Annotated in this window: 13 protein-coding genes; 8 read left to right on the top strand and 5 right to left on the bottom strand. The window is 34.9% G+C overall.

The window, feature by feature from the left end:
* Positions 1 to 3 precede the first annotated feature (3 nt).
* The 3 genes from PL77_RS06275 (at position 4) to PL77_RS06265 (ending at position 1,709) form a co-directional block, all read left to right on the top strand.
* A complete protein-coding gene (locus PL77_RS06275) occupies positions 4 to 753 on the top strand; it encodes a hypothetical protein (RefSeq protein WP_044202905.1) in 750 nt (249 codons plus the stop codon).
* 3 nt (positions 754 to 756) lie between these two features.
* Positions 757 to 1,245 (top strand): YkgJ family cysteine cluster protein, encoded by a 489-nt coding sequence (locus tag PL77_RS06270; RefSeq protein WP_044202902.1) that lies wholly within the window; start codon positions 757 to 759, stop codon positions 1,243 to 1,245.
* 83 nt (positions 1,246 to 1,328) lie between these two features.
* Positions 1,329 to 1,709 (top strand): hypothetical protein, encoded by a 381-nt coding sequence (locus tag PL77_RS06265; RefSeq protein WP_044202900.1) that lies wholly within the window; start codon positions 1,329 to 1,331, stop codon positions 1,707 to 1,709.
* Between the two features lie 89 nt (positions 1,710 to 1,798).
* Here PL77_RS06265 and PL77_RS06260 read toward each other — a convergent pair whose 3' ends face one another.
* The 5 genes from PL77_RS06260 to PL77_RS06235 form a co-directional block, all read right to left on the bottom strand.
* A complete protein-coding gene (locus PL77_RS06260; RefSeq protein ID WP_044202898.1) occupies positions 1,799 to 2,464 on the bottom strand; it encodes a hypothetical protein in 666 nt (221 codons plus the stop codon).
* Positions 2,465 to 2,617: 153 nt separating this feature from the next.
* Positions 2,618 to 3,190, bottom strand: a complete 573-nt coding sequence (locus tag PL77_RS06255; RefSeq protein ID WP_156152267.1) for a hypothetical protein — start codon at positions 3,188 to 3,190, stop codon at positions 2,618 to 2,620.
* A gap of 198 nt (positions 3,191 to 3,388) precedes the next feature.
* Positions 3,389 to 3,781, bottom strand: a complete 393-nt coding sequence (locus PL77_RS06250) for a hypothetical protein (protein ID WP_044202894.1) — start codon at positions 3,779 to 3,781, stop codon at positions 3,389 to 3,391.
* 2 nt (positions 3,782 to 3,783) lie between these two features.
* The gene (locus PL77_RS06245; RefSeq protein WP_044202892.1) at positions 3,784 to 4,278 is read right to left on the bottom strand and encodes a DUF255 domain-containing protein; all 495 of its coding nucleotides are present in this window, start codon (positions 4,276 to 4,278) and stop codon (positions 3,784 to 3,786) included.
* 506 nt (positions 4,279 to 4,784) lie between these two features.
* A complete protein-coding gene (locus PL77_RS06235) occupies positions 4,785 to 6,233 on the bottom strand; it encodes an arginine deiminase family protein (RefSeq protein WP_044202888.1) in 1,449 nt (482 codons plus the stop codon).
* 569 nt (positions 6,234 to 6,802) lie between these two features.
* Between PL77_RS06235 and pckA the strand changes: the two genes are divergently transcribed.
* From pckA to PL77_RS06210, 5 genes are all read left to right on the top strand, one after another.
* Positions 6,803 to 8,413: a phosphoenolpyruvate carboxykinase (ATP) gene (gene pckA, locus PL77_RS06230; RefSeq protein ID WP_044202885.1), complete on the top strand. Its 1,611-nt coding sequence runs from the start codon at positions 6,803 to 6,805 to the stop codon at positions 8,411 to 8,413.
* An 873-nt stretch (positions 8,414 to 9,286) separates the two neighbouring features.
* Complete coding sequence (locus PL77_RS06225) at positions 9,287 to 12,355, top strand: TonB-dependent receptor (protein ID WP_052444214.1); 3,069 nt, start codon at positions 9,287 to 9,289, stop codon at positions 12,353 to 12,355.
* 13 nt (positions 12,356 to 12,368) lie between these two features.
* A complete protein-coding gene (locus tag PL77_RS06220; RefSeq protein ID WP_172665810.1) occupies positions 12,369 to 14,042 on the top strand; it encodes a RagB/SusD family nutrient uptake outer membrane protein in 1,674 nt (557 codons plus the stop codon).
* Between the two features lie 22 nt (positions 14,043 to 14,064).
* On the top strand, positions 14,065 to 15,612 hold the full coding sequence (locus PL77_RS06215; protein WP_156152266.1) for a hypothetical protein: 1,548 nt from the start codon (positions 14,065 to 14,067) through the stop codon (positions 15,610 to 15,612).
* A gap of 242 nt (positions 15,613 to 15,854) precedes the next feature.
* Positions 15,855 to 18,239, top strand: coding sequence for a glycoside hydrolase family 3 N-terminal domain-containing protein (locus PL77_RS06210; protein ID WP_052444213.1), 2,385 nt, complete (start codon positions 15,855 to 15,857; stop codon positions 18,237 to 18,239).
* The last annotated feature ends 79 nt before the right edge of the window (positions 18,240 to 18,318 follow it).

Genomic DNA, 18,318 nt, shown 5'->3' with positions numbered 1-18,318 from the left:
ACAATGTTTACAGAAGCACAACAATTACTTTATGAGATTGAAGTAGGAGAGGTTGTTTCAGTAGATATTGATCGGAAAGGATATGTTTATGTTGCAGATGAACAAGGTAACTTAAGCCAGTGGGTTGATGGTGAAAAAAAAAGATGGTATTCTCCATCTTCTCCAGCGGAGGTTCAGATTGATGCTTGGGCAATGCTCAATACAGTTTTATTCTCTGAGGATTGGCAGGGTATTCGGATTTTAGGGCAACAGTTGACCGAACAGTCTGAGTACATTTTTGATCCAGGTCTTGTAGAGTATGCTTCAGTAGCTACTAATGCGAGTGATGGAGGGATTTGGTTATATGATCAAGGAAGTTTTCGTCTGAAAAAGTATTTTCCTGATGTGAAAAAGATCTCTATAGATGTACCATTAGAGCAACTAATCAATAGTACCTCTTGGGAACCCATTTGGATGAGAGTGCATCAAAATAACCTTTATGTTTTAGATCGATACAGAGGTGTTTTTACATTTGACCTTTTAGGGAATATTCTATCAGAACCTTATGCGGTCAAGAAAGCAAAAGCCATCGGATTAACCTCAGAGGAGGTGTATTGGTTAGAAAAAGATGAGTTGCACTTTAAAGCACTCTACAGTTTAGAAACTCGCTACATCAAGCTTCCCTTAAAAAAAGTAGAATTCGTATTGTATGATCATGCAACACAAAGAGTATTTTGCTTTAAACAAAAAATGATGTACGCTTATCAATTATAAAAAATGGATTTGTATGCAGATTGGCAAAAAAATGCCAAATCAAAATATAAAGAAAATCAAACCTTTTTAAAACGACTTAAAAAAGTCAAGAAAGGAAAACAAATTGATCAAATTGTCAATGATGCAGATGAAGAGGCCTTTCAAAAGTTTGACTGCTTAACTTGTGCGAATTGCTGTAAGACGATTAGCCCTGTAGTAACTGCTACAGATGTAAAAAGAATAGCAAAACACTTCAGAATGAAAGAAACGGAGGTGATTTCTGAGTACATGCGTGTGGATAGTGATGGAGATTATGTGATGAATCAACAACCTTGTCCTTTCCTTGGTGCAGATAACTACTGTTCTATTTATGAGGCAAGACCAAAAGCATGTAGAGATTATCCCTTAACGCAAAATCAAGGTTTTAATCAAAGGCCTGCATTACATGCACGAAATACCTTAACATGTCCTGTTGTGTTTCATGTGGTAAAAGAATTGAAGTCTAAAATTTAGAGCAGTATAAAAAAATGTGGAAATAGATAGGGGTTTTGGTTTTTGTTTTCCCTTTTAAGGTTGAATCAAAACTTTATAATAAGATGAATACAAAATCACTTCTTTCTATTTTTCTAGTAGCAGTTTTAGCTCTTTTTTCATGTTCAAATGACAATGAAGTAGCACCTGCTCTGCCTCAGGCTCAAGTTTACCAAAGAACAAACCTTGATCAGGATTTTAAAAATGAAATCAAGCTTTTTGCAGATGGAACGTTTGAATTAAGAAATTCAAGAAATGAGTTTGTTAAAGGCAATTATTCAAAAGCAGCGAAAATTAACCCTAATGAAAAGCAAGATTATGTACTTCATTATAAAATGGTTAAAAGAGGTTGTGATAACGATTGGATAGAAGAGGATATTGATCAGTTGATGGAATTTGAGTTCTATGATCAAATCAATGATTTTACAGTTTCAGAATGTAATTAGACTTCTCAAACATGAAAAATGGGATAGAATTCATCACAATGATTTCTATCCCATTTTTATTTCTTGTTGATTGATAAGGTTGTGTTGTATTAAAAACCAAAAACTAGGTCAATAGTTGCTCCAAAAGTAGGTTCACCTGTTTGGACATCAATACCCGGAGAAAGTGTAAATCCTGTACTCCAATGGCGATTGATCGAATAGGCCAATCCAGTTTGAACAATTACGGCTCCATTCCATTCTCGATGGGTCTCTGCATCAGTAGAGCTATAATCATCAGGATGTGGAGCGTCATGCAATTCAACATTCAAATAGTGCTCATCATGATCTGAAGGGACTTCATGATCATGGAAGCCAAACGTACCGCCTACACCTACAAATGTACCCCATCTTGAGTGACCAATAGGAATTTCTCTAACGACAACAGCGGCGTAGTGTTTACCGGTAAATTCTACTGTACCTTGAAACTTAGTCAAATGAGCAAAGTAGATTGACCCTGTAAATTCATACTTACCTCCATTATTGTAGGAGATTTCTAATTCATACCGGTTATGATGCTTCTCATTCTCATTGTGATGTTCGAACTCCTTTTCCAGATTAGATTCAGAGTGAACCTTAGAATGAGAAGTATAATCTTCTTCGTTGCTTTCAGTATATTGATGATGTTCCAGTTCTGTTTGTGCAAAAGAGGAAAAACTTAAACCAACTATACATATAGCCGATGAAGCAATGCGAAATAAGAAATTATTGTAAATCATATCGATAGTTGATAATATTAATGAGTCTATTAGGTTATCACTTCTACGCTTCAATAACAAAGTGTAGATGTGAATTTCAACGCAATATTATCATTTATGTTTATGATTAAACAATTAATATTTCTTAATTAAGGAATGTTGTCATCAAGTTGATTAGAAACCAAAAACTAAGTCGAGTGTCATACCAAAATTAGGCTGACGAGTTTCTACATCAATACCCGGAGAAAGTGTGAAACCAGTACTCCAATGCTTATCTAAAGAATAAGCTAATCCTGATTGTACAATAACATTTCCACTCCAATCTTTTTGGTTTGTACTTTCTTTAGAATGAGGTTGGTGGCTTCCATTATCAGTTTCTTCATGTAAATGCTCGAAACCAAAAGTAGAGCCCAGTCCTACAAAAGTACCCCATTTAGAATGACCAATAGGAATCTCTCTCACAAAGCAACCTGCAAAGTGATGACCAGTTAATTCAACAGTTCCCTGAAATTTAGTGAGGTGGGCAAAGTAAACCGAGCTTGTGAATTCTAGTTGGTTACCATTGTTGAATGATAATTCTAGTTCAAAGTGATTTTCATGATGTTCCCCTTCTACCAAGGTTTTATCATGTTCGTCTCCGTTTTTTCCTTTTTTCTTTTTACCGCCTTCTTCAGCAAATAATTCATTGGGAGCGCTTATCAAACAAATAGCCGCTATTACAATAGCGTAAAAATATTTAGTAGACACGTGAAGTTACATTTAACTTATGATAGTTTATTTTTCATGTTATAAATAAGATGCTTTTGCTGAAAAAACAAAATGATGAAAATTACTATTAACAAAAATTATAAAATATAAGTAATTAAAAGTTAAGTTGGGGTGAACTTTTTTAAAAGTTTATGTTATTTAAGTCAATCGGTCTTAGTGATTTATGGTTGTGAAAATTTAATTAGAACCTTTAGTATTATCAACATTGATATCCCATAATTGTACTTCTTTCGTACTGGATTGACTTACACTGACACTATATTTTACAGATGCATAAGGGAAATTTTCCTGATTTTCATAAGGTTCAACAGTACAGGAACCTCTGTATTCGAAAGACTGTGTACTGACTTTCACGGTGTCACTGGCTCTAGTAAATACCCTGGTTTTTCCATACACTGGAGGTTCCATAGGGTAACGATCCAATACAATAACTTTTGCGGTTAAAGCAGTGCTATTACTCCAATCAAAAGCGACTTCTCCTTGTTTTAGAGGGTAGACCGTGACAGGTTTACAAGAATGGACTAATAATAAAAGGGGGAAATAAGCAATAAGGAATAAAATAGGTTTCATGTTTAGTTTTTATAAGTATCAGGATCTACAGCCTTTGGCGTCCATCCCATTAAAAATTGCATAATTTTGTTTTTGTCATACCCGTTCCCTTGTTCCAAATACGCTGAATTTTGAGTATGAATGATTGTGCCATTCCCGTCAATAATCACAAATACGGGATAACCAAATCGTTGAGGGAACTTTAGGTATTCCATTGCCGCAGGGTTTTTATTTTCTTTACTCCAGTTGACAAGGACTTTTATGTAGTTGTCTTCCATGATATTTGCAATATCTTCGTTATCATGTGTAAATTCTGCATAAAGTTTACACCAACTACACCAATTTCCTCCTACTTTTACGAAAACGTGTTTATTTGTTTTTTTTGCTAAATGAATAGCAGCTTTAACATCAGCAATCGCATTTGCATTCGGATCATATTTTTCAATTTGACAGAAGGCTGAATTAGCAGCTAAAAGAGAGAATAATGCTGTAAATAAGATTGCTATACTTTTTTTCATCTTAAATTTTAATTTCGTTCGTAAATATGGAATTTTCACCTGAGTATGTAGGTTACTTGGCCTCACTTTTATTAATGATATCATTTTCCCTCAAAAATGTAAAACTTCTTCGTTTGGTAAATTCTGTAGGGTGTGTTGTTTTTGTGATATATGGTATCATGTTAGGTGCTTGGCCAATTGTAATCACAAATGGTTTTATCGCCACTATAAATATATTCTATCTAATAAAGGATAAAAAATAAATGTAAGGAAGTTAGGCAGTGTCATAGACATGACTATAAATATTAACCATTATTAAAAAAGTTATTGCAATATCACAAGAAAAAAATAGCCGGTTTGTAGTGAAATGAAAAACGTTTCGATGTGATATTGAGTGAAATAAAACATAAAAATCCATCATTAATATTTCTATAATGCATTCGAAATACTAATGATGGATTCATTTTTTAACCCTGAGGTACTAAGTTGAAAATAAATGATACTTTTGACTTTGTACTTCTATAAAATTAATATAAGAAATCTCTTTTTAGAGGCATAGACATACAGTGCGATCCACCTCTAGCTCTTGAGAGTTCTGCTGAAGGAAGTAAAATTAATGTGTCTTTTACATCTTCAGGTAAAATTTTCTCTTGAGCAAAATCTTGAATTAAATCAGCTGCTTTTACGACTTTCATACCATGCTTTTTAAAACCTTCAGAAGTTTTGTCATTTCGGTCATAGCCAATAACAACTCCTTCTTTGAGTGCAAGAACATTACATGAGTCTGTCCATTGTTCTCTTCTACCGTGAGGGAACATATTGTTGCCAGAGTAGATGAACTGCGTTGGTTCAGTAGAATGAAGGTCGTTTAAACTTATATCGTTGAGTAGATCTTCCAGATAGTCAAATCGTATTGGTTGATCATAGTTTTGTCCTTTTACATATTGAAGGATTTCCAACTCGTTTTCACTTTTCGAATTACCCAATGAAGGAATAAAATCACCTTGTTCTTTTTTCAAACCCTCTTTAGAGAAAGAACCGAACATCACCCAAAGATTACGTTTTACTTGAGTGAAAGTAGTGTCAATATGCATGTAAGCTCTTTTTGCAGGAATTTTCACAACAGTTACTTTCTCTACAATATTTCTTTTGTGCATTTCGCGTACTACTTTGCTTGCAGCATGAATAGAAGTTCTCTCACTTACCCCTACTAAAAGATGGTTAGGAGCGACCATCATCACATCACCACCCTCAATTGTCACGATCTTTTGTTCTTGTTCTTCATCGTCAAGTAAAAAGAAATCTTCAGGATCTGTAATCTCAATCACCTTGTCTGTATATTCTGCAAACATAGGGTGATTAAAGAAGATATACTTCATGATAATCGATTCCCTAGTTCTAGCTTTTTTCTTGGGCTTATTCAGCAAAATATGATCATTGACAGTAATGCCAAGATCTCTCGTAAAGATAAAGTTAGGGATAGGAGGGAAAATCATTCTTTTGTCAGGAAGGATTCCAGATATCATTGTTCTAGCAAGAATAGTGGATTCCAATTCCATTAATTCGTCTTGAAGAGAATAAGAAGTACCCTCGTGTGCACATACAGAAGCGATCATTCTGCTTCTAATATCATTTTTTTCTAAAATGTGAGCAAGTAATGCTTGCGGTTCAATCACCTTGTCACTATTGAAATAATCTTTTTTATCAGGCTTATAAAAATGTCTTTGTGATTCAGGTAAATCAATGGAGTGGATACGAGGATGAATGTTTTGATAGTCTAGAAAGTAGAGTAGAATTTTTAAATAAAGATCATATTCTTTCTTCCTCATTGTCTCCAAATGAATAATGTCTTCAAAAAGCCAATCTTGTGCTTTTGTAGGAATTACTTTGCCAATGCCCTCATCTGGGCTGTGTATCATTAATCTTCGTAAAGTTCCTACTTCTGAACTCACATGAATGTCTTGGTTAGTATGCATGTCGCTATTATATAATGTATGTGAAAGGGTCAAATATGCGTTAATCTATTAATTCAATCAAACAAAATACGCTTTAATTTTAAATGTATAATTTACGTATTAAAATCATGTGTAAATGATGATGAATATTAGTGATTATATTCTAAAATTGAATATTTTAAAGAAAAAGACTGAATTATGCTTTCTTTTCTTTTGTTATATTAAACGTAATATCTACATTTGATGAGTAATTCAATTATTAGAGAATTATTTCTGTTGAAAAATAAACGTATTTTTTACAAATAATTCAAAGGTTTAAAATTTAACTATTTGTTAATATTCTGTTAATCAGTTTATTAAGGTATGTAATAATGATATTTACCTAGGATAGTGATAAAATTACTAATAAATGTTGATGTAGGTCACTAGAATATGATAATATAGATTGTAGTATTGTATAGTAAACTTTAAACACAAGCAACAACACATTACTCAAATTACTTACTATCATAATGCTGAAATCAACCCATTAGGTACATTTTATTAATTGTACTATTATAATATTTTATTACGAATTAAAACCTACCAATATGACAGCAACACACAAATTAGCCAGTAAACTTTTAGCAGAGTCTAAACAAGTAAATCGCGATCTGTCTATAGCCCAATTGGTCGCAGAAGCAATTAGAAATGGAGAAGGTGCTCTCAGCTCCACAGGTGCAATCATGTGCGATACCGGAAAATACACTGGTCGATCTCCTCAAGATCGTTTTATCGTAGAAGATGATTATACCAAAGACCGAGTTTGGTGGGGAAGTATCAACAAGCCTTTTCCACAAGACAAATTTGAAGGTTTAGCCAGTAAAATGGTAGATTACCTTTTAAACAACCAAAAGTTGTATGTCAATAACGTTTACGCAGGAGCTGATCCGGCATATCGTATTAAGGTAAGAGTTGTAACTCCTCTCGCTTCTGTTTCACACTTTGTAAACAACATGTTCATCGTGCCAAGTGATGAAGAGTTGAGATCATTCGGTGAGCCTGATTATGTTGTATTACAAGCACCTGACTTTCATGCAAACCCTCAGCTTGATGGTACTCGTCAAGGTAATTTCTCAATTTTAAATTTTGGAGAAAAGACGGCACTAGTAGGAGGTTCACGTTATACAGGTGAAATTAAAAAAGGTATTTTCTCTGTGTTGAATGCCCTCTTGGTTGATGAAAATGTATTACCTATGCACTGTTCAGCAAATGAAGGGGTGAAAGGTGATTCAGCCGTATTCTTTGGACTTTCAGGTACAGGTAAGACAACGTTATCAGCTGACCCTAACCGAAATCTTATTGGAGATGACGAACATGGGTGGTCTGATAAAGGTATTTACAACTTTGAAGGAGGTTGTTATGCAAAGACCATAGACCTAACGAGAGAAAATGAACCCGAGATATGGGATGCCATTAAGTTTGGTGCAACGTTGGAAAATACTCGCTTTTTCCCAGGAACGTCAGTAGTTGATTACACAAATGTGACTGTTACTGAAAATACGCGCGTTTCTTATCCTATTGATCATATTGATAATGCTAAGATTCCATCAGTATCAGAAACACACCCTAAAAATATATTTTTCCTTACTTGTGATGCGTACGGTGTTTTGCCTGCCATCTCTAAGTTGACAAAGGAACAAGCAATGTATCACTTCATGTCTGGGTATACCGCAAAGGTAGCAGGTACAGAAGCAGGAGTAACAGAACCAACGCCAACTTTCTCGGCTTGCTTTGGAGCACCCTTCATGCCATTGCATCCTTCAGTATATGCTATGATGTTAGGTGAAAAAATGACAACGTACAAAACAAATATTTGGTTGATCAATACAGGTTGGTCAAATGGTCCTTCAGATAGAGTAGGTCGTACGAAGTTGAAATATACTCGTGCAATGATCACCGCAGCTTTGGAAGGACAGTTAGATCATGTTGAATTTGTAGAACACCCAGTGTTTGGAGTACAAGTACCAAAAGAGGTAGAAGGCGTGCCAAATGAGGCACTTGATGCAAAAGCGTCTTGGAAAGCCAATGGCTTCAAGAACTATGATGCTGTTGCAATGAAGCTTGCTGCTAAGTTTGTAGAGAACTTCAAGCAGTTTGAAGAAGGGTTGGAAGATCCATCAATTTTAGAAGGAGCTCCGAAGGTATCTGAAAAAGTATAAGTACTAGGATAAAATCATAATAACAGAGTTTAAAAGGCTGTCACGAAAGTGATGGCCTTTTTGCATATAAGAGAATGCACAATGATCATCTATGAGCAGGACAATTGAATGTGTAATCAATACAATGATAGATTATAGTGATGCTGGCAATAGGTCTATTCTTGCTAACATTTGGGTGTCTCTTCTAATAATTCAATTTCGATCTAGGAAATAACCACTTACCAGTTCTTCTGAAACAATAATTTTCTTTGAGAAACAACCTTCCTCACTTTCATATTCTATTCAAAGTACTGATGTAAACTTAGATGTGATTAAGCATAGGATTATTTAGCTCTAATTAACATTATTGAGCGTTGCTGTGTTTAATTATGTTATTGATGTAGGTGTTGTTTTGAGAGCGAATAATAAGTAGAAACTACACTTGTGTAATTATAGTTGATCATATAGATTATTTCAATATGAATTAATTGTTACGTATTCGACTTTTTTTCTAGTGATATTCTATTCTATTTTATTAAAATTTTATGTTAAAATTCATTTTTTTTAATTGATTAATTAAATGAATGTACTTGATACACTTATTATATAAGTTGTTGATATTCAATAATTTTAATGTTTTTATTTAAGTTATAATTTATAAAATATTAACAAATTTAGAATTTGCATTTGTATACATCTACCTAGTATGTTTGAATTGACAGAAAAACAAAAAGCGCAAGTTCAACTGTTCATTATACTATAAGAGTTTAGTTATTTTAAAAAAGACACTGAATTATTATTTGACTCTTAATTTATTCTATCGTAAATCTTAATGGAATGAAAAATTTTTTACAAACTAAAAATGTTCTTTCGTTACTTGTTTGCGTATGCTTAATGTTATCAGCATACGTTTCAAATGCGCAAGATCGAATGATCACGGGACAGGTAACTTCTGCTCAGGATGGCAGTTTTTTACCTGGTGTTAATGTAAAAGTAAAAGGATCTTCTACAGGTACAATTACAGATTTTGATGGTAACTATAAGTTATCAGTACCAGAGGGGTCAGAAGAATTAATATTCTCTTTTATTGGTTATTCTCAGCAATCGGTTGTGATAGGTACGCAAACTACAATCAATATTGCTTTAGAAGAGGATGTAGAGCAATTAGAAGAAGTAGTCGTAGTAGGTTACCAAGTTCAAAAGAAATCAGTTGTTACAGGAGCAATTGCTTCAGTAAAATCTGAGGATATCACACAAACACCTATTCAAAATGCAGCTCAATCATTACAAGGTAGAACGCCAGGTGTATTAGTAACGCCAGTTTCTGGTCAGCCAGGTGCAGGTATTGATATTAGAGTGCGTGGTACTGGTTCAAATGGAAACAACACTCCTTTATATGTAGTTGACGGTGTTCAAATGGATAACATCAATTTCCTAAACCCAAATGATATTGAGTCTATTGAAGTATTAAAGGATGCAGCTTCTGCAGCGATCTACGGTTCAAGAGGTGCAAACGGTGTAGTTTTAGTTTCTACAAAGAAAGGTAAAGCAGGAAGAACGATTGTATCTTACGATGGATACTATGGTATTCAGGAGGCTTGGAGAAAGACTCCACTTATGAATGCTAATGAGTATATGATGTTCCATAATGAAGGAGCTGTAAGAGCGGATAGAGTACCAAGATTTACCCAAAGTGAAATCGATAATAATACAACAGATACAGATTGGCAAAATGAGATGTTTCAACAAGCCCCAATTCAAAGTCATAACATACAAATGACAGGTGGTACAGAAAAATCTACATTTATGGCATCAGTTGGTTATTTTGGTCAACAAGGTATTGTAGCACCCGAAAAGTCAAATTTTGATCGTTATACAATACGTTTAAATTCTACTCATAAAATTTCAGAGTATTTTAAATCAGGAGCTAATGTTACTTTCTCAAGAGAAGAGAAACAAGGTATTAATGAGCAAAACCAATTTGGTGGTGTTTTACAAAATGCACTTCTACACGATCCTTTAACAACAGTATGGGAGGATAGACCAGAAAAGATACAAGAATTTGATGGTTATGATTTAAAACCAGCAAATAAAGATGGTCGTTACTATGGTATTTCAGAACAAGGTTTAAGAGAGATCGTTAACCCAATGGCTAGAATCAATAATACTCATAGTGAGGATGCAAGCAACAAATTCTTAGGTAATGTGTTTGTTGAGGCTACACCAGGAATTAAAGGACTAAAATTTAGAACTGACTTTGGTGTTGATATCGGTAATTGGGGAAACAGAAATTACAACCCTGAGGCATATTATAACATTGATAACCAGGTTAATACTTCTTCTGTAAACCAATCTGCAGGTTCATATGTAGTTTATCAATGGGAAAATGTATTGTCATACAATAAGAAATTTGGTGCACACTCTTTCGATGCATTAATTGGTACTACAATGAGAGATGGTAGTGGTATTCAATTAGGAGCTTCAAGAAATAATTTACAAATTCCAGGTTGGGATTATGCATATGTAAACAATGGAGCTGATAATGATACTCAGAAGGGTACAGGTCAATTAGAATGGCAACATCGTTTAGTGTCATTCTTTGGTAAAGTAGGTTACAACTACAAAGAGAAGTACCTTATCTCAGCAACAGCTCGTTACGATGGTTCATCTAACTTCGGACCGAATAATAAATTTGGTTTCTTCCCATCAGTACAAGCAGGTTGGATACTTACACAAGAGGAGTTCTTAAAAACAAGTGATGTTGTAAACTTCTTAAAGTTAAGAGCTTCATGGGGTAAAGTAGGAAACGAAAATATCGGAGCATTTGGTTACTTAGAGTTGTTTGGAGGAACACCATCTTATCCTTTTGGTACAGACAAGAATATGGTGCCAGGTTATGGTATTACGAGAATGGCTAATCCAGATTTAAAATGGGAAGCAGCTTCAGAAATTGACTTAGGTATTGATGCAGGTTTCTTTGATGATAAGATTACTGCTACTGTTGATGTTTACTCAAGAGAACGTCAAGATTTATTAGGTACTCTTCCAGTACCAGGATTCACTGGTGTTACAGGTCCTAACTATAACTTAGGTACAGTAAGAAACCAAGGTATTGAGGTGGCATTAACATACTCTAAAAGAGATGGAGATTTCCATTTTGACATCACAGCAAATGCATCTTATAATGATAACAAGGTGATAGAAGTAGCCAATGGAGATGGTAAAATTTACGGGCCTGGCTTATTCAATACTCAAGGTCAATTGTTAATGGAAGAAGGTTATGCATTACCATACTTCTATGGCTTCAAAACAGACGGTATTTTCCAAAACCAAAATGAGGTAAATGCACATGCAAAAGACGGTGAGCCTATCCAGCCAGATTCACAACCAGGAGATATTCGCTATGTGGATATCAATGGTGATGGTAAGATTGATAATGACGATAGAACAAACATCGGTTCGCCAATCCACTCATGGATGTATGGTCTGAATGTAAGAATGGACTATAAAGGATTTGACTTATCTATGTTCTGGCAAGGTCAAGCGGGAGCAAAAATGGTTAACGGAACATTACGTACTGATTTAAGAGAAGGACAAAATTACCCAACTCGTTGGTTAAATCGTTGGACAGGAGAAGGGTCAACTAACTCTTTCCCAAGATTTACTTACGATGATACTAAGAGTCATAACTATGACTACTTGAACGACATGGTTCATATTGAGGATGCATCTTATTTAAGATTGAAAAACTTACAAATTGGTTACACTCTTCCTCAAAAGATTAGTAAAAAAGCAGGTATTAGCAAAGTGAGAGTTTATGTTTCTGGTAATAACCTTCTAACATTTACTGATTACACTGGTATGGATCCAGAAGTAGGGCACGGAGGTGCTTGGTTCGGATTTGATAACGGATCATACCCACAAGCTAGATCTTACTTAATGGGGTTAAATGTTACATTCTAATAAGAAAATCAAAATGAAAATTAAAGATATATTAGTTGCAGGAAGTATTGTTATTGGGGCAATGTCAATTACTTCATGTTCAGACTTCTTAGAATTAAAACCAACAGATGCTCAAACTTCTGAAACATTCTTTAGAACGTCTGTTGAAGCAAAACAAGCTTTAGTAGGGATTTATGAAAAGCTTCGTTCAGATTATAATGGTGCAAACCCCAATGAAGTAAGAATGTTTGATATGGCTATGGGGGATGATGCTTATGTAGGTGGAGATCCAACAGGAACAGATATGCCTTACTTCCAAGATCTAAGTAAGTTTAGATCTCAAACTAACAATGCTGCAGGTAAAGCAGCATGGGATAAGTGTTATGGAGGTATTCAAAGAGCAAATACTTTATTGGTTAATTATGATCAAATTAATTTTACAACAGCTGAAGAAGATTTAAAAAATAACTTTAAAGGTGAGGCTTTATTCTTAAGAGGGCATTACTATTTTGAGTTAGCTCGATTGTTTGAAAACGTTCCTGTAATAACAGAACCCCTAGCTGGGGACGCTTGGAAAGAGGTGCAACAAGCAACACCAGATGAGTTGTATGCCCAAATTGCTAAAGATATGGCAGAAGCTATAAGCTTAATGGCAGAGAGTGCTCCTGAAGGTGAGGAAGGTCGTTTAGATAAATATGCAGCAGAAGCTGAGCTTTTAAAAGTATTCTTATTTTATACAGGGTATTACGGAAAGAGTGAATTACCAGTAAAAGACGGTGTTGTAATTGTTGAAGGCGAAAGTGCAGTCACTTCTCTTAATAAGACGCATATGATTGATTATGCAAATGATATTATTACTAATTCAGGAGCAGAACTAGCAACAAACTATGCTGACTTGTTCAATGAAAATGGAGACTATAATAATGAAGTTGTCTTCGAAATTGCATTTGCAAATACAGGTTCAGGTGATTGGGGTGATTACTCATACGGTTCTATTTTATGTCAAATGTCAGGACCACGTGGTCACAGTGGCGATATTCTTAAATCAGGTTGGGGCTTCATGTCACCTTCAAGAGAACTAGAAAGCTCTTTTGAAGATGGAGATCTTAGAAAAGCATCAACAATTATCTATTCAAAAGATTTGATTGATTCAAAAGGTGAAGTTTATCAAGCTCATTACAATTTTACTTCTATGCATACGAATAAATATACTACACATGCATGGAATGAAGCAGAATCAGAAACACCATTAAACTGGGGACAGAATTATCACTACATCCGATTTGCTGATGTTTTATTGATGGCCGCTGAGTTGAATTTAGATACTAATTCAGGCAAAGCATTAGAGTATTTAAACCGTGTGCGTCAAAGAGCTGGTTTGAGTAATAAGTCATCAATTTCACTTGAAGATATCCAACAAGAAAGAAGAGTAGAGTTAGCATTAGAAGGACATCGTTATTTCGATGTGTTAAGAAGAGGTTTGGATGAAGCGGCGGAAGAAATCAACGTATCAGGATATACTCTAACTCCTCCATCTGATACAGATGAGATATATGTTGATGATAACGGGAATAATATGACAGGTGATATTGGTACTGCTGAAACTTTTAATGTGACTTTTGATAAGACTAAAAGAGGTTTCTTACCAATTCCACAAGTAGAAGTGGATTTACATCCAACTTTGATTCAAAATGAAGGTTATAGATAATCACAATTAAAGAAATCATACCATGAAAAAATATATATATTCATTCTTAAGCTTTGTCATCCTTATGGGGATGGCAAGCTGTACCAAAGACGACGCAGAGTTAGGTGGTATCGCACCCAGTTCAGTAACTTTTACTATACAAGAGTCAGCAAAAACGCCTAATATCTTAGAGTTAGCAAATACTTCTGGAAGTTTCATGTCAAGTTGGACATATGAAAGAGAGGTTGTTGAAAATGATTCTACTTATTACAAGGCATTTGGTTCGGCAAATGGAGATTCTGTTGAGGTGGCTTTTGCAGAAGCAGGAAATTATAGAATTTCACTGATGGCTTTCTTTGAGGGGGGACAAGCATCGAAATCAGAAGTTGTTACAATTGAAAATACAGATGCTTCTCTTTTAGATACAGAAGAATTTAGATTCTTAACAGGTGGCCCTGATAACTTAGAAGGTAAAGTATGGAAATTCCAAAGGTTTGAAGTAGGACATAATGGTTTAGGACCTACATCAAACTTCTTCCCAGAATGGTGGGCTGCATCAAAGAATCAAAAACCAACTTTGGGTCACTATGATGATGAGTTAACATTCTCAATGGATGGTTTTAAATATACATTGAATAACAATGGTGATTCACATGTATTACCTGCTGCTAAAGAATCATTCTTCTCAAATTATGGAGGAACTGTAGGTATTGATGGTGGAGAAGATGGTCTAAGAATTGACGTTGATCTAAATACAGAAGATTGGAAATGGGAAATGACTTCTGATGGAGATGATAGATATTTAAACATTGTAAATGGAGGTTTCTTCAGTTGGTATGTTGGTGAAAGTAAAAGCTTCTTAATTTTAGAATTGACAGAGGAAAAATTACACTTAAGAACAATCGGTATTGACGGTAATGCTTGGTATTATATTTTTGCTCCGAAAGATATTGCGGATGCCGATGAGGAAACTGATCCAGAAAAAGAGTTAGAAGCTCAAGATCTGTTTGATAATTTCTCTGGTCAAAAATCAGATAATTTAAATTTCGTAACAGATGCTGCACTAGTATTTGAAGAATCATATGAATTCAGATTAACAGACAACTCTCCGAGCTGGTTAGTAGGTAAGTATGAAAGAACAAATGCTACAGGAGATCAAGGATGGTGGCAAAACTACCAAGCTGAACTTCCTTATAGAATTGACCTTTCAGAAAGGAACGTCTTCAAAATGAAAGTATATTTTGAGCCTTCAAATGATTTTACGACGCCTAGTACAGCGGATGAAACGCCAGCTTGGTTAGGTGAAGTGGCTATGACTCCAACAGTTGCATTGAGATTAGAAAACAGTACTGATGGTGAAGCATGGAGATCTAGAGCAGAATCGTTATATACTCTGGGTGAAGATGAAATCGGAACTTGGATAGAAGTTACTTTTGATTTCTCAACTATCATGACGGATGCAAACAAAGATGGATCTTACTCAGTTCCGGCAACTGAAGTGACATTCTATGATAAAGTAATCATTCAAATTGGTGGAGAAGGACACACTAGACCTGGTACTTTCTACCTTTCAGATTTTATACTTCAGTAATACAACAAAAGTACTTTAGGTTACTTAATAAATATCCGGGAGCCTTTTTAGGCTCCCTTCTACAAAATGTATTGTTAGTGAGGTGATTAGAGTGGTATTTCTTTTTAGGTTTTTTAGTGAATTAATTAATAATTGAAAAATTAAATAATGAAAATAAAGAAAATTCTATCTTTGATCAGCTAAAAATTATAAATGAAAATTACTTATTCTATCACTTTAACTATCTAAATTTATTAAAGAAAATGAAATATAATTGGACGAAGGGGATCGCATCTCTAGCTTTGTGTGCTGTACTTTATGGTTTTAATACCCCAGACATTTCAACTCCTGAAAAGAATACCGCAGAAATTGAAATGATTGTAAATAGTAACCTAACTATCGACGAGAAAGTAGAAAAGATTCTTCACCAACTATCACTGGAAGAGAAAGTCGGACAAATGACACAAATTACTCTAGATGTTATTACAAAAGGAGAAAATGTGTTTGTAAGTGATGAGCCACTCAAACTAGATAAAAAACTGCTCGAAGAGGCTATCGTAAAGTACAAAATCGGTTCAGTACTTAACACGGCGAATAACAGAGCAAGAACGACGGATAAATGGAATGAAGTTATTTCTCAAATCCAAAAAGTTGCAATGAAAGAAATTGGTGTCCCAGTATTGTATGGAGTAGATGCAATACATGGTACCACTTATACCGCTGGAGCAACATTTTTTCCACAACAAATTGGAATGGCTGCCACTTGGAATACGGAATTGAACCGTCAAGGTGCAGCAGTAACAGCTTATGAAACAAGAGCTAGTTCTATTCCTTGGGATTTTTCTCCAGTATTAGATATGGGACGTAATCCTGCATGGCCGCGTATTTGGGAAACTTACGGTGAAGATGTATACCTTACTTCTCAGATGGGTATTGCAGCCATAGATGGTTATGAAGGAGAAAATAACGACCTATCTGATAAAACAAAAGTAGCGTCTTGTATCAAGCACTTCTTAGGCTACGGTAGTGAGCGTTCAGGAAAAGACAGAACACCTTCTTATCTTCCAGAAATTGAATTAAGAGAGCATTATTTACCTTCATATAAAGCTGCAATTGATGCTGGAGCACATACAATTATGATCAACTCTGGTATCATCAACGGCACTCCTGTTCACGCAAGTTATAAGTATTTGACCAAATTGTTGAAAGAAGAACTAGGGTTCAAAGGACTAGTTGTGACGGATTGGGCAGATATTGAAAACTTACACAACAGAGATAAAGTAGCAGATACGCACAAGGAGGCCGTTAAGAAATCTATCAATGCGGGTATCGACATGTCAATGGTTCCTTACAACTTCAAGTTTGCTGAAATGCTTGTAGAGTTAGTCAACGAAGGTGAGGTGCCAATGTCAAGAATTGATGACGCAGTACGTAGAATCTTAAAAGTGAAAATGGAGTTGGGATTATTCGAAACACCATCTCCTTCTAAAGGTGATTATCCTAAATTCGGAAGTAAAGAGCATGAGCAAATTGCTTATAACGCAGCTTCTGAATCGATCACTTTATTAAAAAATAATGACAACGTTCTTCCTTTGAAAAAAGGAACAAAAGTATTTGTAGCAGGTCCTAATGCGAACTCTATGCGTACATTGAACGGTGGTTGGACTTACTCTTGGCAGGGTGAGAAAGTAGAAGAGTTTGCACAAGATTACAATACTATCCTTGAGGCAGTGCAAAACAAATTAGGAAAAGAGAATGTAGCTTTTGCTTCGGGTGTAGAATACAACCATGAAGGCTTGTATCACGAAGAGAAAAACATTGACATCGACGCGGCTGTAAAAGCTTCTGAAGGTTCAGATGTAATTCTTTTATGCTTGGGTGAAAATACTTATACTGAGACACCTGGTAACTTACATGATTTATATATTTCACAAAATCAAAGAAAGTTAGCAGAGGCTTTAGCTAAAACAGGCAAACCAGTAGTATTGATCTTAAATGAAGGTCGTCCTCGTTTGATTTCTCAGTTTGAAGAAGATATGGCAGCGGTAGTACACACTTACTTGCCAGGTAACTTCGGTGGTGATGCTTTAGCTGATGTTTTAGTGGGAGAGGTGAACCCAAGTGGTAAACTTCCATACTCTTACCCAATGTATCCAAATGCGTTAGGTACTTATGATCATAAACCATCCGAAGCATCTGAAAAAATGGAAGGGATGTATGATTATAACTCTTCATTACCTTTCCAATATCCATTCGGATTTGGCTTAAGTTATACAACTTTTGATTATTCTGATCTTAAGATTTCTAAGAATGAAATTACTCCTTATGGTGACTTTAAAGTTTCGGTAACGGTGAAGAACTCTGGAGATGTAGAAGGTAAAGAAGTAGTTCAATTGTATACAAAAGACCTTTATGCTTCAATTACGCCAGACAATAAGCGTTTAAGAAGATTTGAAAAAGTCAACTTAAAACCTGGTGAATCAAAAGTGATAGAGTTTACTTTAAATGGTAAAGATTTAGCTTTTGTAGCAGAAAATCTAAAATGGACTGTTGAAGCTGGAGAGTTCAAAATCATGATTGGTGATCAATCAGTTTCATTAAACGTATCAAAGACTGTTGAATTTGAGAAGATTCACTTCGAAAATTAGACAATAGATGAATAGGTGGAAGGGAGTTTAATTCGTTGAACTCCCTTTTTGTATTCAGTGTATTAAATAAATAATTATT

The organism is Flammeovirga sp. OC4 (genome assembly GCF_000812565.1).
GTDB lineage: Bacteria > Bacteroidota > Bacteroidia > Cytophagales > Flammeovirgaceae > Flammeovirga.
This window is presented reverse-complemented; position numbering and strand designations above follow the sequence as displayed.